Origin of the sequence: Nocardia sp. NPDC047654, assembly GCF_043205035.1 — a bacterium.
Classification (GTDB): domain Bacteria; phylum Actinomycetota; class Actinomycetes; order Mycobacteriales; family Mycobacteriaceae; genus Nocardia.
In genome coordinates, this window is sequence record NZ_JBIDDF010000029.1 from 1 (window position 1) to 25,367 (window position 25,367).

General features: G+C 70.5%; 2 protein-coding genes. Both read right to left on the reverse strand.

Annotation, left to right across the window (positions count from 1 at the left end; genetic code table 11):
• Window positions 1-8,294 (reverse strand): acyltransferase domain-containing protein (locus ACGF7Y_RS35530; RefSeq protein ID WP_393242001.1); only part of this gene is annotated, 8,294 nt, incomplete at its 3' end.
• Between the two features lie 53 nt (window positions 8,295-8,347).
• Window positions 8,348-25,066, reverse strand: a complete 16,719-nt coding sequence (locus tag ACGF7Y_RS35535; protein ID WP_393242037.1) for an SDR family NAD(P)-dependent oxidoreductase — start codon at window positions 25,064-25,066, stop codon at window positions 8,348-8,350.
• Window positions 25,067-25,367: the final 301 nt, after the last annotated feature.

Here is a 25,367-nt window from a genome sequence, read left to right on the forward strand (position 1 = left end):
CGCACAAACCCGAAAACCCGATCACCAGGCACCAACCCCGACACACCCGCACCAACCTCCACCACCACACCAGCACCCTCCACACCTATCGCAGCATCGGGCTGCGGATACATGCCCAAGGCGATCAGGGCGTCGCGGAAATTGAGACCGGCCGCGCGCAGCGCTACCCGGACCTCGCCGGGGCCGAGGGTCCGCAGTGCCTCCGGCGTCTCGATCAGCGTCAGGTTGTCGCCGGTCAAGGTGCCCTTGTCATGGTGGGTCAGTGCCCACGCCGGAGCCCGCATCGTCACACTCGCATCCCCGATGTCGCCGGCGGCCCGTCGCAGGCGCGGAATGTGCGGGATACCGCGACGGACGGCGAACTGGGGTTCGGAGCTCGTAGTCAACGCGAGGACTACAGCGCGCCGGTAATCGGTCCAGTCGTCGACGTCGACAAGGAGGATCCGGTCCGGGTGCTCGCTCTGGGCCGTGCGCAGCAACCCCCATGCCGACCCCGCGGACAGATCCACCGGCTCGCCGGGGTGCACCGCCACGGCCTGCCGGGTGACCACGACGATGGGACCGTCCCGATCCAGCAGCCGCTGCACCCACGGGGTCACCATGGTCACCACATCACGTGCCGACCCCGGCAGCGCGCGGTCGGCGGCCTCGTCGAGCCGGATCACTGTCGCCACCCGCCCCGCGATCGTCACGGTCTCACCGTCCTGGGCCTTGCCCCAGACCGCGTTGTCCGCGGCCGCATTCTCCGGCGCGGACAACGTGACCCACTCCACCCGGTAGCCGAGTCCGTCGCTCCGCGGCCGGGATCGTCCGAGTGCCTCGACCGGGATCGGGCGCATTGTCAACGCGCCCACCTCGGCCACCGGCATACCCGATGCATCGGTGAGGGTCACCGCGATCCGAGGTCCTGCGGCCGTTGACCCGGAGACGGCCGCGTGGACCCGCAGCGTGGTCGCTCCCGTCGCATACAACCTCACGTTCTCCCAGGAGAACGGCACCGCGACTGTGCCCTCCGGCGCGTCGGATACGAGTTCACCCAGCAGAACCGAATGCAGCGCCGCGTCCAGCAGTGCCGGATGCAGCCCGAACTCGGTGACTCCGGCGCGCCCCGGCTCCGGCAATGTCACTTCGGCGAAGACTTCGCCGTCACCGCGCCACAGGGCGGTAAGCCCCTGGAACACCGGACCGTATTCGTAGCCACGCGCGGCCAAATCCGCGTAAGCATCGGCAATGTCGGTCGCGATCACACCACTCGGTGGGCGCACGGCGACGGCCGAGGCCGCAGCCGCATCCGTTTCGGCAGTGATCGTGGCGGCGGCGTGCCGGACCCACCGCGGTGAGTTCCCGTCCGGGATCCGGTCGGCCGGGCCGTGCGCGGCGCGGGAGACGGTCTCATCCGATCGTGAGTACACCGACACCCTGCGGGTGCGTGACTCGTCCGGGGCGCTAGCCACCACCCGTAGCTCGACGGTCCCCGACGACGGCACCACCAGAGGCGCCTCCAGCACCAGTTCCGACAACCACGTGCACTCGACCACCGCGCCGACATGCAGGACGAGTTCCACGAATGCGGCGCCGGGCAACACGGCCACACCCGCGACAGCGTGATCGGTCAACCACGGATATGCCGCCCGCGACAGCCTGCCGGTGAACACCGCCTCATCGGTGTCCGGCAACCGCACCATCGCCGCCAGCAACGGATGCGCCACCTCGTCCAGGCCCGACTGCCGGATATCCGGCACACCGCCGGGCACCAGCCAGTGCCGCTTGTGCTCGAACGCGTACCGAGGCAGGTCCACCCGGGTGGCGCCGGGCGCCAATACCGGCGCCGCCACATCGATACCGGCACAATAAGCGCGCGCCAGCGCGAACGAGAGCTGTTGCAGTCCCCCGTGTTCGCGTTTCAAGGTGCCCAGGACGGCCACACGGCCGGACGCGTCCAGGGCGTCCGCCGTCAGCTCGATCCCGACCGTCAGAACCGGGTGCGGGCTGACCTCGATGAAGGCGTTCACACCCCCGCGTTGCAGCGTTTCGACCGACTCGGCGAACCGGACGGGCTCGCGCAGGCCGCGATACCAATAGGCGGCGTCGAGCGTCGCGGTGTCGACATAGTCGGCGGCCACGGTCGAGAAGAACGGCACCGAACCGGTGACCGGCGCAACCGGAGCCAGCTCCGCCAGCACCCGATCGCGGATGGACTCCACCGCGGCCGAATGCGACGCGTAGTCCACCGGAATCCTTTTCGCCCACACGCCGTCGGTCGCGCAGGCCACCAGGAATTCCTCTACAGCCGAGATCTCCCCCGACACCACGGTCTGCCCCGGCCCGTTCACCGCCGCCACGGACAATCGGTCTCCGAACCCGGTCAACCGATCCGCGACCGCGTCCGCCGCCAAACCGACCGACACCATGCCACCGGCTCCCGCCAGTTCCTCGGCCACGATCCGTGACCGGACGGCGACCACGCGCGCACCGTCGGCGAGCGAAAGCCCACCCGCGACCACGGCCGCCGCGATCTCACCCTGCGAATGCCCCACTACCGCCGCGGGCTCGACCCCGCTGGCCCGCCACACTCGCGCCAGCGACACCAGCACCGCGAAAAGCGCGGGCTGCACCACATCCACCCGGTCCAACGACGCCGCGCCCGGCTCTCCCCGAAGCACCGAGGTCAACGACCAGTTCACGAATGGCGCCAGCGCCGCCTCGCAGTCCGCGATCGACTCCGCGAAAACCTGGTTCATGGCGAGCAATTCGGCGCCCATCGCAGGCCATTGGCTGCCCTGACCCGGGAAGACGAACGCCACCCGCCGCGCCGCGGCCCGGCCGGCGACCACGGAATCGCCTTCGGCGGTGGCGGAGCCGGCCAGACTCGCGAGCCCGGATCGCAGATCATCGAGTTCGCGCCCGACGACCGCGGCGCGATATTCCAGCTGCGCGCGGTGCCGTAGCAGTGTGTGCGCCACATCCGCCACGTTCACGTCCTCCCGCGCGGTCAGCCATTCGGTGAGCCGAGCGGCCTGCGCTCGCAGGGCTTCCGGGGTGCGCGCGGATACGGTCCACGTCCGGATACCCCGGTCACGATCACCCGGCTCAGCCGCGGCGCCAGGTCTTTCGACCGGAACCGCCGACAGTGGCGCCTCCTCCAGGATCAGGTGCGCGTTCGTCCCGCTCATCCCGAACGACGACACTCCGGCACGACGCACCCGGTCGCCGGCCGGCCAGGGCTCCGGCTCGCTAAGTAGCCGCACCGACCCCGCCGACCAGTCCACATGCGGGCTCGGCGCGTCGAGATGCAATGACCGCGGCAGAGTTTCGTGTTGCAACGCCTGCACCATCTTGATCACACCACCGACACCTGCGGCCGCGACGGCGTGACCGATATTCGATTTCACCGATCCGATGCGCAGCGGTTCCGCCCGCTCGACGCCGTATGCCGCGATGAGCGCCTGCGCTTCGATCGGATCGCCCAGTGCGGTACCGGTGCCGTGCGCTTCGACCGCGTCCACATCACCGGGCGTCAACCCCGCGTCGGCCAGCGCCGCCGCGATCACCCGCTCCTGCGACGGACCGTTCGGCGCGGTCAAGCCATTGCTCGCACCGTCCTGGTTGATCGCGCTACCGCGCACGACCGCCAGCACCGGATGCCCGAGGCGACGTGCGTCGGCGAGGCGTTCGACGACCAGCACGCCGACGCCCTCGGACCAGGTCACGCCGTCGGCCGCGGCGGAGAACGGCTTGCACCGCGCATCCGACGCCAAGCCCCGCTGGCGCGCGAAGTCGACGAACAGTGCCGGACTCGCCGAGATACTGACCCCGCCGGCCAGTGCAAGGGAGGTCTCGCCCCGACGGAGTGCCTGACAGGCCAGATGGATGGCCACCAGCGAGGAGGAGCAGGCGGTGTCGACCGTGACCGCGGGGCCTTCGAGGCCGAAGGCGTAGGCCACGCGGCCGGAGATCACGCTGTGCGACGTCCCGGTCAGCCGGAAACCTTCGTATTCCCCGGTCACGCCCTCGGCGTAGCCCGAGGCGCAGGCGCCGACGTACACGCCGGTGTCCGTACCGCGCAGCGCGGCGGGGTCGAGACCCGCGTCTTCCAATGCCTCCCAGGCGACCTCCAGCATCAGCCGCTGCTGCGGATCCATCGCCGTCGCCTCACGCGGCCCGATGCTGAAGAACCCGGCGTCGAAATGGCCCGCCCCGGCCAGGAATCCGCCTTCCCGGATGTAGACCGTGCCAGGCTCATCGGGATCGGGATGGAACAGCCGCTCCAGGTCCCAGCCGCGGTCCTCGGGAAACGGCGTGATCACGTCGCTTCCGGACGCGACGAGACGCCACATATCCTCGGCCGATCCGACACCGCCTGGGAAGCGACAGCCGATCCCGACGATGGCGATCGGCTCCTCGGATCGAGTGCGGCGCACGCTGCGCGGCCCCGCGAGATCCACCCCTTCGAGCCGGGCACGCACCAGCCGCACCACTGCGGTGGGCGTCGGGTAGTCGAACATCAAGGTCGCGGGCAGTGCCAGCCCGGTGGCGGCGGCCAGCCGGTCGCGTAACTGGATTCCACTCAGCGAGTCGAATCCGAACGCCGTAAACGGCAGATCGGAGGGAACGGCCTCGGCGGACTCGTAACCGAGTACCGCCGCGGCCTGCTCGGCGACGACTTTCAACACCAGCGCGTCTCGCTCCGGCTCCGGAACGGCGAACAGCCTCGGCGCCAGCGGCCCCTCCACCACGGCGCGCCTGCGGCGAGCGGGAACCGTGCCCGGCGCGGACGCGGCAACTCCCGACGGGGACTCGTCCACCACCCGGTCGACCATGCGCACCCGCAGCGACCTGATCATGAGAACCGGGTCGCCGTCGTCGGAGACCGCCGTCACACGCATGGTGTCCGCACCGCCCCGCTCGATCCGCACCCGAGCGGCGGCGGCCCCGTCGCGGTAGAGCCGAGCGCCGCTGAACGACAAAGCCATCGGGGTCCGGGTGGGCGAGTCGTCGGCGAGCAGGTCCGTCGCGGCGTGCGTCATGGCGTCGAGCAGCGCGGGATGGATTCCGAACCGGCCCTGCTGGCCCACCGACTCATCGAGCGACACCTCGGCGAACACCTCGCCGCCGCGCAGCCAAGATGCCGTGACTCCCTGGAACGCCACGCCGTAGGCGAGCCCCCGACCGGCCAGCCGGTCGTACAGTTCTTCGGCGGGCAGCGGCTCGGCCCCGGTGGGCGGCCACTCGACGCCCGGCCGGATAGGGATCGCGTCGCGGTCTCCGGCCAGCACCCCTTGCGCGCATCGAGACCATTCCGCAGCGGCGTGATCTGCCTCGGTGGCCGGGCGGACGTGGACGGAGAACGCCCGCCGCCCGCTCTCGTCGGCCGCCGCGACGCGCATCTGGACCGCCCACGGCAGGTTCGCGGGCAGAGGCGTCTCGATTCGCAGTTCCTCGACCTCCGCGGCGCCCACCCGGACGCCCACGCTCAACGCGGCCTCGAGCCATACCGCCGCGGGGACCGCCGGCGCCCCGAAGACGACGTGATCCACCAGCCAGCGGTGGGTGTCGGGGGCCAGGAGCCCGGTGAACAGCCATTCGTCGCGCTCCGCCACCGCCACCGCGGCACCCAGAATCGGATGGTCCGGCGCGATCAGCCCGGCGCGGCGCATATCCGCGGCCCCCGCGCCGGGCTCCGGTGTCCAGCACCGGCGGCGCTGAAACGCGTAGACCGGCAGATCCACTCGCGCGGCGGGCGGGGCCAACTCCGCCGCCAGCGCGTCGATACCCGCACAGTAGGCCCGGGCGGCAGCCGCGGCAAACTCCTCGGGTCCACCGTGACCACGCCGCAGGGTGCCGCACACCGCCACCCGGTCGGCCGCACCCAGCGCTGCGGCCACCAGTTCGATCGCCGAGGCGAGCACCGGATGCGGACTCGTCTCCACGAAGGCCGTCATCTCCGCGCGCAGCAACGCCTCGATCGCTTCGGCGAAGTGCACCTGCTCACGCAACCCGCGATACCAGTACGCCGCGTCCAGCCCAGTCGTGTCGACGAACTCGGCCGTCACCGTCGAGAAGAACGGAATCTCACCGGTTTTCGGCTGGATCGGCGCCAGGTCGGCCAGCACCCGGTCGCGAATCCGTTCCACCGCCGCCGAATGCGACGCATAGTCCACCGGAATGCGTTTCGCCCAGATCCCCTCGGCAGCGCAATCCGCGAGAAACTGCTCGATCGCCTCGGCCGCCCCGGACACCACGGTCTGGCCGGGCGCGTTCACCGCCGCCACCGATAACCGGCCACCGAAGGCCGCCAGACGGTTCGCGACCGCGTCGCCCGGCAAGCCGACCGACGCCATACCGCCCGAGCCTGCCAGTAGTTCCGCGACCGCGCGTGACCGCAGGGCCACCACGCGCGCCCCGTCCTCGAGCGACAATCCACCGGCCACCACCGCGGCGGCGATCTCGCCCTGGGAATGCCCCACCACGGCGGACGGTCGCACACCGGCGGCCTGCCACCGCCGTGCCAGCGATACCAGCATCGCGAACAGGACCGGCTGCACCACATCCACGCGATCCAGCGAGGCGGCGCCCGGCGTCCCCCGCAGCACCTCGGTCAACGACCAGTCCACGAACGGCGCCAGCGCCGCCTCGCAGTCCGCGATCGATGCCGCGAAGACCTCATCCGACGCCAGCAATCCGGCACCCATTCCCACCCACTGGCTGCCCTGGCCCGGGAACACGAACACCACCCGGCGCGCCGCCGCCCGGCCGGACACTACGGTGGGATCGCCGACAGCCAGGTCCGGCGCTGGTTCGGCCAGGGCGGCGAGCCCTGCAGTCATCCGATCGGTGCCGGACCCCACGACCGCTGCCCGCCACTCCAACGGAGTCCGGGTATGGGCGAGTGAGTACGCCACCTCGGCGGCACCTGCCCGCGGACTGTCGGCCACCCACTGCCGCAAACGAACAGCCTGCTCCCGCAAAGCTTCCCGGCTCCGCGCCGACAGAACCCACACCGCGGTCCGGGGCTCGCGGCTCGCACCGGCCACCTCGGCGGCAGCCGTGGCCGGCGCCTGCTCGAGGATCACGTGCGCGTTGGTCCCGCCCATCCCGAACGACGACACACCGGCCCGGCGAGGCACATCGCCTGCCCATGGCTGCGTGCTGGTCTGCACCCGCAGCCCCAGGTCGTCCAGCGGGATCCGGGGATTGGGATTGCGGAAGTTCAAGCTGGGCGTCAGCTGCGCGTGCCGTAGGCACAGAGCGGTCTTGATCAACCCCGCGATTCCCGCTGCGCCTTCCAGATGCCCGATATTGGTTTTGACCGACCCCACGGCCAGCGGCTCACCCGCCGGACGGCCCGCCCCGTATGTTTCGCCCAGAGCTGCCGCCTCCACCGGGTCGCCCGCGGGCGTACCGGTGCCGTGCAGCTCCACGTACTGCACCGATGAGCCGTCGATCCGGGCCGCCGTCAGGGCGCCCCGGATGACGGCGGCCTGGGTGGCGGCGCTGGGCGCGCTCAACACCTGCCGCTCATTGCCGTTGTTGACGGCGCTGCCGCGGATCACCGCGTAGATCCGGTGTCCCGCCGCGAGCGCACGCGCCACCGGCTCGAGCACGATCATGCCGCCGCCTTCGCCGCGCACGGTGCCGTCGGCCCGGTCGTCGAAGGTGTGGCATCTCCCCGTGGCCGAATGGGCGCCGAACTGCTCGTACCGTTCACCACTCAACGGAGACAAGATGAGATTCAACCCGCCTGCCACGGCCACATCGCAATCGCCGCCGCGAATCGACTCGCAGGCCAGGTGCACCGCGACCAAGGACGAGGACTGCCCGCTGTCGACGACCAAGCTCGGCCCGGTGAATCCGTAGTAGTTCGAGATCCGGTTGGCGGTCACCCCTCGGCCGACCGCCCACAGTGAGTGCCTGCCGACGCCGGTTCTGCCCTGCGAGGCCGCGATTTCGGCGAAATCGGTGCCGGTGCAACCGAGGAAAACTCCGGCCCGCGTCCCGGTCACATCGCCGAAACCGGCGTCCTCCCATGCTTCCCAGCTCAGCTCGAGTCCGAGCAGCTGCTGAGGGTCGAGGGCGTTCGCCTCGTTCGGTGGGACACCGAAGAATCCGGCATCGAATTCCGTGGCCGAGTCGAGGAATCCCGCTGTCTCCTCGACACCAGGCCGATCGGCGGGCGCCGAACCGATGGCATCGCGCCCCTCGCGCAGCAATCGCCAGAACTTCTCCAGGTCGGAAGCGCCCGGCATCCGGCACGACATTCCGACGATAGCGATATCACTCGCTGCTTCGACCATGGGTTTTCCTCTGTCTCGCCTCTTCGATGCCACGTGTCACGCCTGCCCGGCGGTCATCGCGAACCACCATCACCACCGGTCGCCGAGCGCGCGAGCGTCGGCTCCTTTTCATCGAGTTCGCCCAGCCAGCGTCGTATCTCGGCCGCGACTGCCGAGGTGGCCGCCCCGATGATCGAGAAGTGGTCGGCGTCGAGCTCGACCGTCTCGCCGGTGTGCAACCAGGCCGGTACCGGCTCGGCGAGGTCCAGCCCCGGCAGGGGCGTCGCGGCACGCAGATCGAACGTCGGCGCGGTGATCGACAGTGGCCGGCGTTTCTCGAACAGCCGCGCGTATTTCGCCATGGCGACCAGACCGTGATCACCGATCTCGGTGACCTCGTGGCCGAGGTCGAGCACGGAACCGATCGCGCTCAACAGCACACGGCGGTTCTGTTCCGGGTCATCGGGTGAATACGTGTCGAGCAGGATCACCGCGGACGGACCGCGTCCGTTCTGCTCGAGCCGATGCGCCAGCGCATGCGCGATCGCGCCGCCTGCCGAATAGCCGAGGAGTACGACGGGCCGGTCGTCACCGCGGTTTTCCACCGCCGCCGCCAGATGATCCAGCAGTACGTCCCACGATTCGGGCAACGCCTCGCCCGGCTGTGTACCGGGCAGACGCAGTGCCGCGATCGACCGATCGGCGCCGAGTTCCCTGGCCAGCCGGGCGAACTGGTGTGGCCCGGTGCCGACCACGAACGACGGAACACATAGCAGTGTCGCCTGTCCGGTCCCCCTGCTCAGTGGAATCGGCGCCGGATCGCCCTGCCCGGTTGCCTCGGTGAAGGTATCGGCGAGTTCGGCGCTTTCCCGCAGCATCGGTATCGCGGCGCCGACCCGGCCGCGCCGGTGCGCGGCCAGTACCAGTTCGGTGAGCGCACCCCTGGTCCCGGTTTCCGCGGGCGCCGCGGCCGCGGGCGCGTCCACTTCCGTGGGCACCATCTCCGAAATGCGGGAAGCGACGTACGCCGCCAGGACCTCGCCGGTGGGATGGTCGAAGACGAGTGTCGACGGCAGGGACAGTCCAGTGGCCTTGGCCAGGCGATTGCGGAACTCGATGCCCGCCAGCGAGTCGAAACCCAGTTCGGTGAACGGGGCCCGCGGATCGATCGCGTCGCCGGAGGTGTGACCGAGACTCGCGGCGATGTGCTCGCGAACGGCCGCGAGTACGACCGCGGCGTGCTCCTCTTCGGCAGTCGCGGCCAGCTGCTGTGCCAGCGATCGCGCCCCGCCTGCCCGTCGCGGCGCGGCGGTGACCAGGGAACTGAGCATCCTGGGCAACGCCCCCGCGGCGGCCCGGGCGTTCAGCACCGCGGGATCGAGACGCGCGCCCACACCGGTCGGCGCGCAGGCTGCCACGGCGCTGTCCAACAACGCCATTCCGTACTCGTCGTCCAGCGGTATCACGCCTTCACGGCGCATTCGCGCGATGTCGGTGTCGGTGAGGGTGCTCGTCATTCCGCTCTCACCGCGCCACGGTCCCCACGCGATGGAGGTGGCGGGCAATCCACGCTGGTGCCGGTGCTGGGCGAGCGCGTCGAGGAAGGCGTTCGCCGCCGCGTAGTTGGCCTGGCCCGGGCTTCCGATCGTCCCCGCGAATGAGGAGAAGAGCACGAACATCGACAACTCGAGATCGGCGGTGGCTTCGTGCAGATGCCAGGCCGCGTCGGCCTTCGGCCGCAGCACCGTCGCGAGTCGCGCCGGGGTGAGGTCGGTCATGAGTCCGTCGGCGAGGGTACCCGCGGTGTGGACCACCGCGGTCAGCGGATGTTCCGGCGGAATGGTCGACAGCAGCCGGTCGACTGCCGCCCGGTCGCTCACGTCACAGGGCCGCACCTCGACGTGTGCGCCCAGTGCGGTCAGTTCCGCCGCCAATTCCGTGGCGCCCGGCGCCTCCGCACCGCGCCTGCTCGCCACCAGCACCCTTCGCACACCGTGCTCGACGACGAGGTGTCGGGCCGTGAGCGCACCCAGGCTCCCGGTACCACCGGTGATCAGCACCGTGCCGTCGGGGCGCGGTCGCGGCGCGCGTGTTCGATCCGCGTCCGCCCCGCCCCGGCTCAACCGCGGCACATACACCACACCGTCGCGCACGGCCACCTGGGATTCGTCCGCCATGGCCAGCACGGTCGCGACGGAACGGCGGTACCCCGCCCGGTCCGCCACGTCGACGAGGACGATCCGGCCCGGGTTCTCGTGTTGCCCGCTGCGCAGTAGTCCCCACACCGCCGCGCCGGCGAGATCCACCGGTGCGGCGGGCGTCACGGCGACCGCCCCCTGGGTGACGACGACGACACGGTCGTGGTGGGTCAGGAGTCCGGTGACCCGCGCAGCCGTATCGGCGAGCCGCCTGCGCACCACGTCGGGCACATCGCTGTCCGTCGGTGTGTCCTCGACCCGGATCACGGCGACGGAACCTCCATCGACGCGCACGGTCTCGTCTGCGCCGATGCGCGACCAGTACTCGTCCGTGACGAGGGCGGCGCGCTCTGCGGCCGGCACCGGCACCCACCGGAGCCGATACGGGGCGTGCCCCCGGGTGGCGCCGGCGGAACGCAGCGTGTCGATCGGAATCGGGCGCATGGTCAACGCCGAGATCCGTAAGATCTGCTGCCCGTTCGGATCGGTGAGCGTCACCGCGATCGGCTGGTTGTCCCGATTACCGGATCCGGGGTCGGCCGCGGCCAACCGCACCCGCGCCGTGCCCGCGCCCACGGCATACAGGTCCACGTTCTCCCAGGAGTAGGGCACGTAGATCTCTTCCGGGGCAGGCTCCCCGGTGAGCCCGGTGAACCGGATCGCGTGCAGTGCCGCATCCAGCAACGCGGGATGCACACCGAACCGGTCGGCTGCCGAATGGTCCTGTTCCGGCAGACGCACCTCGGCGAAGACCTCGTCGCCGCGCCGCCACAGCGCGGTCAATCCCTGGAACAGCGGCCCGTGCCCGTAGCCGCGTTCGGCCAGCTCGGTATACATATCGCTGATATCCACCGGCAGCGCCGCGGCCGGTGGCCAGGTCCCCGTCATCGAACTCATCTCGGCCGGGGCGGTCGGTGCTTGCGCGACAAGGGTTCCGGTGGCGTGCCGGATCCATTCCGGCTGTTCCGGCGCGCCGGCACGATGTGGACGCGAATACACCGAGACCGCACGCGCGCCGGTGTCGTCGGGGCCGTCCGCCAGCACGCGCAATTCGACCGAGCCGTCGGCCGGCACCGCCAGCGGCGCTGTCACCACGAGTTCGGCCAGGCGCGGGTTGCCCGTCATCGCGCCGATGTGCAGGGCCAGCTCTGCGAAAGCCGTGCCCGGCAACAGCACCGTCCCGCCGATCATGTGATCGGCGAGCCACGGATGGCTCGACAGCGACAACCGGCCGGTGGACACCACACCGTGCGAGTCGGGCAGCCAGACCGCGGCGCCGAGCAGCGGATGGTCGACATCGTCCAGACCGGAGGACCGGACGTCGCCCGTGTGTTCGGTGGCGGCCAACCAATACCGCTGGTGCCGGAACGCGTACGTCGGCAATGCAATCCGGCGTGCCGAGCTGCGCTCCCACAGCGGCCGCCAATCAACACCGACTCCGGCGACGTGGGCGCGCGCCAGGAAGGTCACGAACTGCCGCGGTTCCGCTCCCGTGCGGCGGGATGCCGCGGCCGTCAGCCATCCGCCCGCGCGATCGTCCCCGAGGCATCTGCGCGCCATGGCTGCGAGCACCGCATCCGGGCCTATTTCGAGGAACCGGCGCACACCGGTGTCGGCGAGCGCCCGGATGCCGGGCGCGAACCGGACGGCGACGCGGATCTGCCCGACCCAGTACTCCGGGTCGGTGAACGCCTCGCCCACCGCACCGGTCACATTCGACACGATCGGCACCATCGGTTCCCGATAGGTCAGTTTTTCGGCGACAGCGTGGAAGTCGGCCAGCGCCGGTTCCATCCGTGCGGAGTGGAATGCGTGGCTCACCTGCAGCCGCGTCGTCTTGTGTCCCTGTACCCCGAGGGTCTGCTCCAATTCGTCGACCACGTCCGCGTCACCGGAGAGCACCACCGCGTCCGGTCCGTTCACCGCCGCGATCGACGCTCGGTCGCCGAAGCCGGTGAGCAGTTGAGCCGCCTCGGCTTCGGAGAGCGAGACCGCGAGCATGGCCCCGCCCTCCGGCAGCGCACCCATCAACCGTCCCCGCGCCGCCACCAGCGCGCACGCGTCCGGCAGCGACCACACCCCGGCCACGAACGCCGCCACCAACTCACCGAGCGAGTGCCCGATCAACGCGTCCGGCACCACACCGAACGACTCCACCAGCCGGAACAACGCCACCTCGAACGCGAACAACGCAGGCTGCGTCCACTCCGTCCGATTCAGCACACCCGACGGATCAGCGAACATCACTTCCCGCAACGACACCCGATCGCCGCCCGACGGCGAATTCGCCCCACCGGGCGAGTTCTCCAGCAGACGGTCGAACTCGGCGCACACTTCGTCCAGCGCGTCGGCGAATACGGGGTAGGCAGAGTACAGCTCGGCGCCCATGCCCACCCGCTGTGCGCCCTGGCCGGTGAACAGGAACGCGGTTCTACCCGATCCGGCCGTCCCCTCGACCACGCCGGATCCCGAACCTGCGGCCAATTCCGCCAGTCCGGCCAGCAATTCGCCCCGATCGTGGCCGACCACGGCGCCACGCCACTCCAACTGCGCGCGGGTCTCCACCAGTGAGCGCCCGATAGAACGGGCATCGGCGTCCGAATGCTCGACCGCCCACGCACGCAGCCGGTCAGCTTGCGCCCGCAGGCCCGCTTCCGATTTCGCCGACACCGCCCACGCGATCACTCCGTCCGAGTCGGATCTGTGGTTGCGCACGGCAGGCCGTTCGTCGCGTGCGGGCGCTTCTTCGATAACGACGTGCGCGTTCGTTCCACTGATCCCGAACGACGACACACCGGCCCGACGCACCCGCTCCCCCGCAAGCCAGGGCTCCGCCTCCCTCAACAACCGCACCGACCCCGCCGACCAATCCACATGCGGCGAAGGAGCATCCACGTGCAGCGTCCTCGGCAACAACTCGTGCCGCAACGCCTGCACCATCTTGATCACACCGCCCACCCCTGAGGCTGCGACCGAATGACCGATGTTCGATTTCAGGGAACCGATCCGCACGGGTTCGCGCCGCCCCTGCCCGTAGGTCGCGATCAATGCCTGCGCTTCGATGGGATCTCCCAGCGGGGTCCCCGTACCGTGTGCCTCCACCGCGTCGACGTCGGCCGGTTCCAGGCCTGCGGCCGCCAGTGCCGCCGCGATCACGCGTTCCTGCGACGGACCGTTCGGAGCGGTCAGACCGTTCGACGCGCCGTCCTGATTCACCGCCGAACCCCGGATCACCGCCAGCACCTCGTGGCCCGACCGCCGGGCGTCCGAGAGTCGTTCGAGGGCCAGCACGCCGACCCCTTCCGACCAACCGACACCGTCCGCGGCGGCGGCGAACGACTTACACCGCCCGTCGGGCGCCAGCCCCCGCTGGCGCGCGAAGTCCACGTACAATTCCGGGCTTCCCGACACCGTGACGCCGCCGGCCAGTGCCAGCGAGGTCTCCCCGTTCCGCAGCGCCTGGCAGGCGAGGTGCAGCGCCACCAGCGATGACGAGCACGCCGTATCCACCGTCATGGCCGGACCCTGCAGCCCCAGGACATAGGCCACCCGTCCCGAGGTCACGCTGTCGGAATTCCCGGTCATCCGGAAACCCTCGTACGCACCGACCACCCGCTCGGAGTAGCCGGACGGGGTCGCGCCGACGAACACCCCGGTATCGCTGCCGCGCAGCACTGTCGGATCGATACCCGCGTCTTCCAGGGCCTCCCAGGCGGCTTCGAGCATCAGCCGCTGCTGCGGATCCATGGCCGTCGCCTCACGAGGGCCGATCCCGAAGAAGGCAGCGTCGAACGCGCCGGCGTCGGTGAGGAACCCTCCCTCGCGCACATAGGTGGTACCGGGTCGGTCCGGATCCGGATGGTACAGCCGATCGAGGTCCCATCCTCGATCCGCGGGGAACGGCGTGATCGCGTCCGTACCGGAGACCAGTAGTTGCCAGAGCTGCTCCGCTGAGCCGACGCCGCCGGGATAACGGCAGCTCATTCCGACGATGGCGATCGGCTCGTCGACGCGGGCCCGCGGTGTCACTCGTGCCGGGCGTGGTTGCGCGGCCGGAGCGTCTCCGATCCTGGACACGAGGAACCCCGCCACCGCACGAGAGCTCGGGTGGTCGAAGACCAGGGTGGAGGGCAGCGACAGTCCGGTGGCCTTGGCGAGCCGGTTCCGGAATTCCACACCGGCCAGCGAGTCGAATCCCAACTCCGTGAACGCCGTATCGGGGCCGATCGCCTCCGCGGTGGCGTGCCCCAGTACCGCGGCCGCCTGCTCCCGGGTCACGGCCAAGGCCACCTCGGCGCGGTCGGCGGCCGTGGCCGAGGCCAGCCGACCGACCGGCTCCCCGCCTGCGCCGGCCGACCGCACGGACGAGGGCACCAGCGCACTCAGCTGTTTCGGCAGTGTTCCCGCCTCCGCCTGCTCCACCAGTCCCGATCGATCGAATTCCGCGCCGACCACCAGCGCCGAGCCTGCAGTGAGCGACGCGTCGAAGAGCGACAGACCCGTCTTCTCGCCGAGTGGGCGGAAACCCGAGCGCCGCAGACGTTCCAACCCCGACGCGCCGAGGTCGCCGGTCATCCCGGTGTCCGCGTTCCACGGGCCCCAGGCCACCGATACCGCCGGCAGGCCCGCGGCACGGCGCAGCCGGACCACCGCGTCGGCGAACGAGTTCGCCGACGCGTAGTTGCCCTGCCCCGGGGAACCGGCCAGTCCGGCGACCGACGAGAACACCACGAACGCCGAGAGATCCGCGTCCCGCGTCGCTGCGTGCAGCAGCCATGTGCCGTCCACCTTCGGGCGCAGCACCCGGTCCACTTGCCCGGGGGTCAGGGTCTCGACCGTCCCGTCGTCCACCACACCGGCGGCATGCACGATGCCGGACAACGGGAACCGCTCCGGCACCGCCGCCAGTACAGCGGTGACGTCGCCGCGATTCGCGATATCACACGCCCGGACATCCACTTCGGCGCCCAGCGCCGACAAGTCGGCGATGAGGTCCGGGACCCCTGCGGCGTCGCGACCGCGTCGCGAGACCAGCAAGAGCCGCCGAACCCCGTGCTCGGTCACCAGATGTCGCGCGACCAACGCGCCCAGCCCACTGGTGCCGCCGGTCACCAGCACCGTGCCGTTCCCGAACGATATCGCCTCCGTTTCCGGTGCGGCCGCGATCCGGCGCACCCGCGGCACCGACAACCGGCCGTCGCGCACCGCGACCTGCGGTTCGTCCGCGGCCAGCACCGCCGACACCGTCGCCGCGTCGATATCGCCGTCCCGATCGAGCAGCACGATCCGGCCCGGATGTTCCGCCTGAACGCTGCGCAGCAGGCCCGCGACGGCCGCGGCCGCCGGGTCGGGCGACTCACCCGGCAATCCGAGTGCGTTGCGGGTGACCACGACCAGCCGTGCCCGGCCGTACCGCGTGTCGGCCAGCCACGACCGTGCCAGTTCCAGTGTCCGCGTGACCCACCGCCTGCCCGCTCGCGCCGGATCGGAGCCCGCCGCCTCGGTGGTCTCGGCCACCCAGACGATCGTCACCTCGTCCTGATCGGCGTCCACCGGTTCGCGCAGGTCGGTGACACGCAGGCCGACCCCTGCCACGCTCCCCGCCCCGAGCACCGCCATCGATCCCGCAGGCTCGGCATTGCCGGTGGACAGCGGCACCCACTCCAGACCGTGCAGCGGCACCGGCGCCGTATTCGACCGAATCCGTTCCACCGTGCGCCGCTCGACCGGATGCACCACCACGGATTCCGCGGTCAGTACCGGTGCGCCGGTCTCGTCCACCGCATCCATCCGGATCCGGTAGTCACCCGACACAACCGCGCGGACCCGGACCGGCCCTGAGCCGGACCGGGACAGCCGCAGACCGCCGATCGTGACCGGCAGCGGAACCCGCCCGGCGGGCAGGTCGTTCATGACGAAGTCGAGCGCGGGGTGCAGACAGGCGTCGAACAACGCCGGGTGGATGCCGTAACCCGACGCCTGCGCGACGGTGGTGTCGTCCAGCGATACCTCGGCGAACACCTCGTCGCCGCGCCGCCACGCCGCACGCATCCCGCGGAAGGCGGGACCGTATTCCATTCCCAGGCGCGCGATCCGCCGATACGTCGCCTCTTCGTCGAGCTGCTCCGCGCCGGCGGGCGGCCAAACCCGATCCCAGCCGGTGGCGATGTCGAAGCCGGCGTCGGCGGCGAGCACGCCACCGGCGTGGGGGACCCATGCTTCGGCGTCGTCGAGGTCGGCGGTCCGGGAGTAGAGGGTGAAGCGCCGCCGCCCGTCCGCGTCGGCCGGGCCGACCGATACCTGCACATCGACGGCGCGCTCACCGAGGGCGAGCGGGATGTCCAGCTGCATCTCCTCGACCGAGCGCACCCCGAGCCGCACCCCGATCGCCGACATCAGTTCCAGGTAAGTCGTTGCCGGTACCACCGGCGTACCGAACACCACATGATCGGCGATCCACGGATGCCGGGCGTCCGACAGCTGCCCGGTGAACAGCCATTCGTCTTTGCCCGCCACCGGCACCGCGTCCAGCAGGATGGGATGGTCGATGGTGCCCGCCGCGGTCGGCCGAATCACGTGCAGCCAATAGCGCCGACGCTGGAAGGCATAGGTGGGCAAGGGAATACGCATCGGGGACCGGCCCTCCAGCAGGGGCTCCCAGCTCACCTCGACACCGGCGTTACAGGCATGACCGAGGAAGCTCAGAAACTGGGTGACCTCGTCGACGCCGCGCCGGCTCGCCGCCGCCACGACGGACTGGGATCCGACCTCCTCGGACAGGCACTGCCGGGTCATCGCTGTCAGCACCGCATCGGGTCCGACCTCGAAGAACTTCCGGACACCCAGGTCCACCAGCGTGTCGACCCCCGGCGCGTAGCGGACGGTGTCGCGGACGTGACCGGCCCAGTACAGGGAGTCGGCGAGCGCCTCGCCTCCGACGACGCCGAACACGTTCGACACCACCGGCAACAGCGGGCTCCCGTAGTCCAGACCGGCGGCCATCGCCTCGAATTCCGGCAGCATCGGTTCCATCAATGCCGAGTGGAACGCGTGGCTGACCCGCAATCGCGACGTCTTGATCCCCTCGGCGGCCAGCGCCGTTTCCAGCTCGGCGACGGCCGCTTCGGTACCGGAGATCACGCTCGCGGACGGCCCGTTCACCGCCGCGATCGACAGCAGGCCGCGATGTCCGGCGATGGCGGCGGCGGCCCGCTCCGCTGAGATCGCGGCAGCCAGCATCGCGCCCCCGGTCGGCAGCGCGCCCATCAGCCGGCCGCGCGCGGCGACCACAGCGCACGCGTCGGCGGCCGACCACATTCCCGCCACGTACGCGGCGACCAGCTCCCCGATCGAGTGACCGATCAGCACATCCGGGGTGATCCCGAAAGACTCGACCAACCGCACCATCGCCGCCTCGTAGGCGAACAACGCGGGCTGGGTGTACTCCGTGCGGTGCAGGAGATCCGGGCCCGCCGCACCGAAGACGATGTCCTTCAGCGATATTCCGGGCGCCGGGAATTCCAGCAGACCGTCGAACTCGGCGCATAGTTCGTCGAACGCCGACGCGAAGACCGGAAACGTCGCGTACAGCCCGGCGCCCATGCCGACACGCTGCGCCCCCTGTCCGGTGAACAAGAAGGCGATTCTCCCGCCGACGGGGCGGCTCTCGGCCACCCCCGGCGACGCCGCACCGATCGCCAGGTCCGCCAGTCCGGCCAGCATCGCCGCGCGGTCGCCCGCTACCACCGCCGCGCGCCGGTCGAATCGGGCCCGCGTCGTCAGTAGCGAATAGGCCACGTCCACCGGGTCGGCGTCGGGCCGGGCCTGGATCCACTCGTGCAACCGAGCCGCCTGTGCCCGCAGGCCCGCTTCGGTCTTCGCCGAAACCAGCAGTGGAATCCCCGGTGCCGTAGGCGGCGTGCCGGCCGATTTCGGTGTCGACGAGCCCTGCGGGGTCGCGGGCGCTTCTTCCACGACGACATGGGCATTCGTGCCGCTGATCCCGAACGCGGACACACCGGCCCGGCGTACTCGCTCGACCGAGGCCGACCATGGCCGCTGTTCGGTCAGCAACCGCACTGCCCCCGCCGACCAGTCCACGTGCGGCGACGGAGCGTCCACATGCAACGTCTTCGGCAGCATCTCGTGCCGCAACGCCTGCACCATTTTGATCACGCCACCGATGCCGGCGGCGGCCTGGGCATGCCCGATATTCGACTTCAACGAGCCCACCCACAGCGGCTCGGCCCGACCCTGCCCGTAGGTGGCCATCAGCGCCTGCGCTTCGATCGGGTCGCCCAGCGGTGTGCCTGTGCCGTGGGCCTCCACCGCGTCCACGTCCTCGGGAGCCAGCCCGGCGCTGGCCAGCGCCGCCGCGATCACCCGTTCCTGTGACGGGCCGTTCGGCGCGGTCAGCCCGTTCGACGCCCCGTCCTGATTCACCGCCGAGCCCCGGATCACCGCGAGCACGTCGTGACCCAGCCGGCGCGCGTCCGACAGCCGCTCCAGCACCAGCACACCCACGCCTTCGGCCCAGCCGACACCATCGGCGGAAGCCGAGAAAGCCTTGCACCGCCCGTCCCGCGAAAGACCGCGCTGCCGCGAGAACTCGACGAACATGAACGGTGTCGACATCACCTGGGCGCCACTGGCCAGGACCAGCGAACTCTCCCCTTGGCGCAGCGCCTGACAAGCCAGATGGATAGCCACCAGCGAGGAGGAGCAGGCAGTGTCGACCGTGACGGCCGGGCCCTCGAATCCGAATGTGTAGGCCACGCGACCGGAGAGCACACTACTCGTCGACCCGGTACCGATATAGCCTTCGGCCACCGAACCCGCGGCCTTGGCGATCTCCTCGTAGTCCTGATAGGAGACCCCGGTGAATACACCGGTGTCACTGCCCCGCAGTGACGACGGATCGATACCGGCGTGCTCCAGCGCTTCCCACGAAGCCTCCAGCAGCAACCGCTGCTGGGGATCCATCGCCGCCGCCTCGCGTGGACCGATCCCGAAGAAGCCCGCGTCGAAATCCGCCATGCCGGAGAGGAACCCGCCTCGGTCCAGGTAGGAGGTTCCCGGGTGGTCGGGGTCGGGATCGAACAGCCGATCCAGATCCCACCCGCGATCGGCGGGGAACTCGCCGATCGCGTCCGCACCGGAAGCCACCAGCTCCCACAGGCTATCCGGCGAGGCGACCCCGCCCGGATACCGGCAGCTCATCCCGACGATCGCGATCGGCTCATCGGTACGGATCCGGCGTGTCACCCGCGCGGCCCGCCCGGCGTCGGTCTCCGTCGCCTCGCCCACCCGCGAGCGCACGAATGCCGCCACCGCCGCGGCGGTCGGATGATCGAAGACCAGCGTCGAGGGCAGTTGTACGCCGGTGGCCTTGGCCAGCCGGTTGCGGAACTCGACCCCCGCCAGGGAGTCGAACCCGATCTCGCTGAACGGCGCGGTGGGGTCGATGGCATCGCCGGAGATATGCCCCAGCACGCCTGCGATCTGCTCGCGTACGACGTCCAGCACCAGTGCCGCACGCTCCTGCTCCGGGGCCGCGGCCAGCCGGCGCGCCAACGTTCCGCCCGTGTCGGCGGCCCGCCGCACCGGCACCGGGACGACCGAGTGCAGTAGTCGCGGCAGGGCGCCTTCGCGCGCTTGGACTACCAGAGCCTCGGTGTCGAACTCGGTCGCGATGACGACGGGCCCCGGCGCGGCAAGCGCGCGATCGAACAGCGCCAGACCATCGGCCGTCTCCAGCGGCCGCACGCCCAGTCGGCCCATCCGTGCCATCACAGCGTCCTGCAAGCCGCTGGTCATGCCGCTGCTCTGGTTCCACGATCCCCAAGCGATCGATACCGCGGGCAGTCCCGCGGCCCGGCGCCCGGACGCCAGCGCGTCCAGGAACGCGTTCGCCGCGGCGTAGTTGCCCTGGCCGGGCGTGCCCACCACACCGGCAACCGACGAGAACAGGACGAAGGCGGAGAGTTCCCGATCACAGGTCAGCTCGTGCAGATGCCACGCGGCGTCCGCCTTCGACGCCAGTACCCGGTCGAGCCGGTCGGCGGACAAGTTCTCGATGGTGGCGTCATCCAGAACCCCCGCGGAATGGATCACCGCACTCGGCGCGAAGTCGCCGGGCAGGTCGGCGAGCAGTGCCTCCAGCGCGGCACGGTCGCTGACATCGCAGGCCGCCACCCGCACCTGGGCCCCCGCCTCGGTGAGCTCGCCGACCAGCGCAGCTACCCCGTCTGCGCGGTCACCCCGGCGTGACACCAGCACCAGGCGTCGCGCACCGTGCGCCGCGACGACGTGGCGGGCGACCTCGGCCCCCAGACCGCTCGTGCCACCGGTGACCAGAACCGCGCCGGCCCCGAACACCTCGCCCTCGACCGTCGCCGCCGTATGCTGTCTGCGCAGCCGCGGGACCCGCAGCGCACCGCCGCGCCAGGCCAGCCGCGGCTCGTCCGAGCGCGCTGCCGCTGTGATGGCCTCGATCGTCGGGTCCTGCCCTGCCGCAGCGTCGAGAAGCACGAATCGGCCCGGATATTCGGCCTGGGCACTGCGAACCAGCCCGCCCACGGCGGCACCCGCCACGTCCGGCGTTTCATCCGGCAACTCGATGGAACCTCTGGTCAGAATCACCAGCCGGGTATCGCGCAGGCGTTCCTCGGCCTGCCACGCCTGCAACAACTCCAGCGCCGACCGCACCCAGGCGTGTGTCCGTGAAGGCGTATCGCCGACGACGCGTCCGTCCCCGCCCGGCGACCAGACGACGATCTCCGGCGGCGCCTGGTCGCCGAGGAGATCGGCCGGTTCCGCGACTCGGCGAGCGGCACCCGTGACCCGCGCGGCGCCGACCAGCGCCACCGTCGCGGCCATCCCGCCCGCTACCGCCGGCACCTGCACCCATTCGAGATCCGACAGGGACGCACGGCGATTGGTTTGCTGGTCGAGCGCCGTGGCATCCACCGGGCGAGCGGTGAGCGCTTCGATGCTCAGCACGGGCGCACCGGTGTCGTCGAAGGCGGCCACCCGAATGCGTCCGGCTCCGGACCGTTCGAGACGTACCCGGACGGCGGCCACCCCGCCCTGGTACAGCCGCACACCGGCGAACGAGAACGGCAGCGGCAGCCTGCCCGCGGGCATATCCTGCGCGAGTTCGGTGATCGCGGTATGGAAGGAGGCATCCAGCAGGGCGGGATGGATTCTGAAAGCCGGTGCGTGCTCGGCGGACCCGGCCGCGAGCGACACTTCGGCGAACAGGTCGTCGTCGTCACGCCAGGCCGACGTGACGCCCTGGAACGTCGGACCGTAATCGAACCCCAGGTGCGCCAACTCGTCGTACAGGCTATCGATCGGCACCGGTTCGGCTTCGGCCGGCGGCCATTGGGCGCCCTCCGTCGAAATCTGCCATCCCGATTCGACCCACGCGGGCACACTTTCCGCGGCGGGGACGAGGACACCATTGGCATGCGGCACCCACTCCCCCGCATCCGCGTCTGCGTTCCCGACCGCGCGTGAATGGATCACGAACCGGCGCGCGCCCGCGCCGTCGGCGGGTTCGGCGGTCAGCTGGATATCTATCGCGGTGTCCTCGGTGAGCGGCAGCGGCGCTTCCAGCAGCAGTTCGTCGACGAACTCGGTGCCGAGCCGGGCACCCGCGGTCAGCGCCATTTCCACGAGGGCGGTGCCCGGTAGCAGCACCGATCCCAAGGCGACGTGGTCGGCCAGCCACGGGTGCGTCCGCAACGACAGCCGGCCGGTGAACAGCCATTCGTCCCGCCCCGCCAACGGCACGGCGCCGGTGAGCATCGGATGATCCGACGACTTCAGTGCCGCCTCGATCCCGAGTGGTTCCAACCAGTACCGCTGGCGTTGGAACGCGTACGTCGGCAACGACACGCGGCTCGGCGTCCGGCCCGCGAACAGCGGGCGCCAATTCACCTCGACACCGGCGATGTGGGCTTGCGCGAGCATGGTGACGTACTGCCTCACCTCGTCGGCCGAACGACGGGACGCGGCGGCGACGGTCGCCTCGGCCTCGGCCTCGGGGTGTCCGGCCAGGCAGCGCCGTGTCGTCGCCGCCAGCACCGCGTCCGGGCCGACCTCGATGAAGCGGCGGACGCCGGCGGTCACGAGAGCGTCCACGCCCGGCGCGAACCGCACGCAACCGCGCAGTTGCTCGACCCAGTAGCCCGGGTCGATGAGCTCGCTTTCCGCGAGCACACCGGAGACATTGGACACCACCGCCACGGTGGGCGTCCGGTAGGTCAGCCGCTGCGCCACGGCGCGGAATTCGGCCAGCACCGGATCCATCCGCGCGGAATGGAACGCATGGCTGACGCGCAGCCGCGAGGTCTTGACCCCCTCGTCGGACAGTTGGCGTTCGACCTGCCCGACGGCGACCTCGTCGCCGGAGAACACCACCGACGACGGACCGTTCACGGCCGCCACCGACAACCGGTCCCCGAAGTCGGCCGTGATCTCGACGGCCCGCTGTTCGGTCACCGCCGCGGCGAGCATGGCGCCGCCTTCGGGCAGCGCCCCCATCAGCCGCCCCCGCGCCGCCACCAACGCGCACGCGTCAGCCGTCGACCACACACCCGCCACATACGCCGCGACCAACTCACCGATCGAATGGCCGATCAGCACATCCGGGACGACCCCGAACGACTCCATGAGCCGGAACAACGCCACCTCGTAGGCGAACAACGCAGGCTGGGTGTACTCGGTGCGGTGCACCAGATCCTCACCCGCCACCCCGAGAACAACGTCCTTCAACGGAACCCCGGACCCGAGCGCGCGATCGAACTCGGCACACAATTCGTCGAAGGCCGCCGCGAACACCGGGAACGCGGCATACAACCCCGCCCCCATGCCGACATGCTGCGCACCCTGACCGGTGAACAAGAACGCCGTCTTCCCTGGGCCGGCCACACCTTCGAGCACGCCACCGGAGGCACCGGCCGCCAGGTCCGCCAATCCCGCCAGCAACTGCTCGCGATCGCGGCCGACGACGACAGCGCGGCGGTTCCACTGCGCCCTCGTCTCGATCAACGCGGCCGCCACGCTCCACGGGTCGGCGTCCGGATGCTCGAGCAGCCACCCGCGCAACCGCTCCGCCTGGGCGCGAAGCGCCTCGCCGGTTTTCGCCGACACCAGAAACGGTACGACGGTCGCGGCGCCGGCTGGGCCGGCGTCGCTGTCCGCCGTGCCGTCGTCGGATGCCGCAGGGCCAGGTGCTTCCTCCACGATGACGTGCGCGTTCGTCCCACTGATCCCGAACGACGACACACCGGCCCGACGCACCCGCTCCCCCGCAAGCCAGGGCTCCGCCTCCGTCAACAACCGCACCGACCCCGCCGACCAATCCACATGCGGCGAAGGAGCATCCACGTGCAGCGTCCTCGGCAACAACTCGTGCCGCAACGCCTGCACCATCTTGATCACACCGCCGACACCAGCCGCTGCCTGCGAATGGCCGATGTTCGATTTCAGGGAACCGATCCGCAGGGGTTCGTCCCGCTGCTGTCCGTAAGCGGCGATGAGTGCCTGCGCCTCGATCGGATCACCCAGCGACGTCCCCGTCCCGTGCGCCTCCACCACGTCCACATCAGCCGCGGTCAACCCCGCCGCCGCCAATGCCGCCGCGATCACCCGCTCCTGCGATGGACCATTGGGCGCGGTCAAACCGTTACTCGCCCCATCCTGATTCAGCGCCGAACCACGAATCACCGCGAGCACTTCGTGCCCCGAACGCCGCGCATCCGACAAACGCTCCAGCACCAGCACACCCACGCCCTCGGCCCAGCCCACCCCGTCGGCCGACGCCGCGAACGCCTTACACCGGCCGTCCCGCGACAGCCCCCGCTGCCGGGAGAACTCGATGAACAGGAACGGCGTCGACATCACCGTGACACCGCCGGCCAGCACGAGCGACGTCTCACCACGACGCAACGCCTGGCAGGCCAGGTGGATGGCTACCAGCGAGGACGAGCACGCCGTGTCCACCGACACGGCGGGGCCTTCCAGACCCAGCGTGTAGGCCACCCGGCCGGACACCACGCTGCCCGTCGAACCGATACCCGCGTAGCCCTCTGCGGTCGGTCCGGCTGCCCTGGCGGTGTGCTCGTAGTCCTCGTACATCACACCGGCGAACACGCCGGTATCGCTGCCGCGCAGGGAGGTCGGGGCGATACCGGCGTTCTCCAGGGCCTCCCAGGAAGCCTCGAGCAGCAGCCGCTGCTGCGGGTCCGTCGCCGCCGCCTCCCGAGGTCCGATGCCGAAGAAACCCGCGTCGAAATCACCGACATTACGCAGGAAGGCGCCCTCCCGCGTGTACACCTTTCCGAACCGGTCCGGGTCCGGGTCGAACAGTCCCTCGAGGTCCCAGCCCCGGTCCGCCGGGAACTCGCCGACGGCGTCCACTTCCGCCGCGACCAGATCCCACAACTGCTCCGGCGACTCGACACCGCCCGGATAACGGCAGCTCATCCCGACGATCGCGATCGGCTCGTCGATCTTCTCCCGCAACTGGGTGAGGTCGTCGCGAGTCGTCATGAGCTCGACAGTGACCTTCTTCAAGTACTCCAACATGCGGTCGGACGAGTCACCAGCGCTTGAGTCCACGTTTCACATCCCGGGTATCGCAAGGGTCGACAAAGAAACCCGGCGCGCGAACAGCGGCGCGGGTTGGCGAGAACTACCGAGTCTTCGGTCAGGTATCGGTAACGAAGTGTCCGCTCGAGGCGCAGGCGAGCACCCCGATCCCACACACGCCAGGGTCGTGGCCTCGTGCGCCGGCTCGGAAGAAACCCTTATCGGCCCACGCGACCTGCGATCCGGCGGCGCGGGATCGCGCGCCGGCCCGGTGGCGCCGGAGACCGGGTGTACGAGG

Bases quoted from the DNA above. Each gene is read 5' to 3' on its own strand.
- ACGF7Y_RS35535 (WP_393242037.1), bottom strand. From the start codon at position 25,066: ATGTTGGAGTACTTGAAGAAGGTCACTGTCGAGCTCATGACGACTCGC.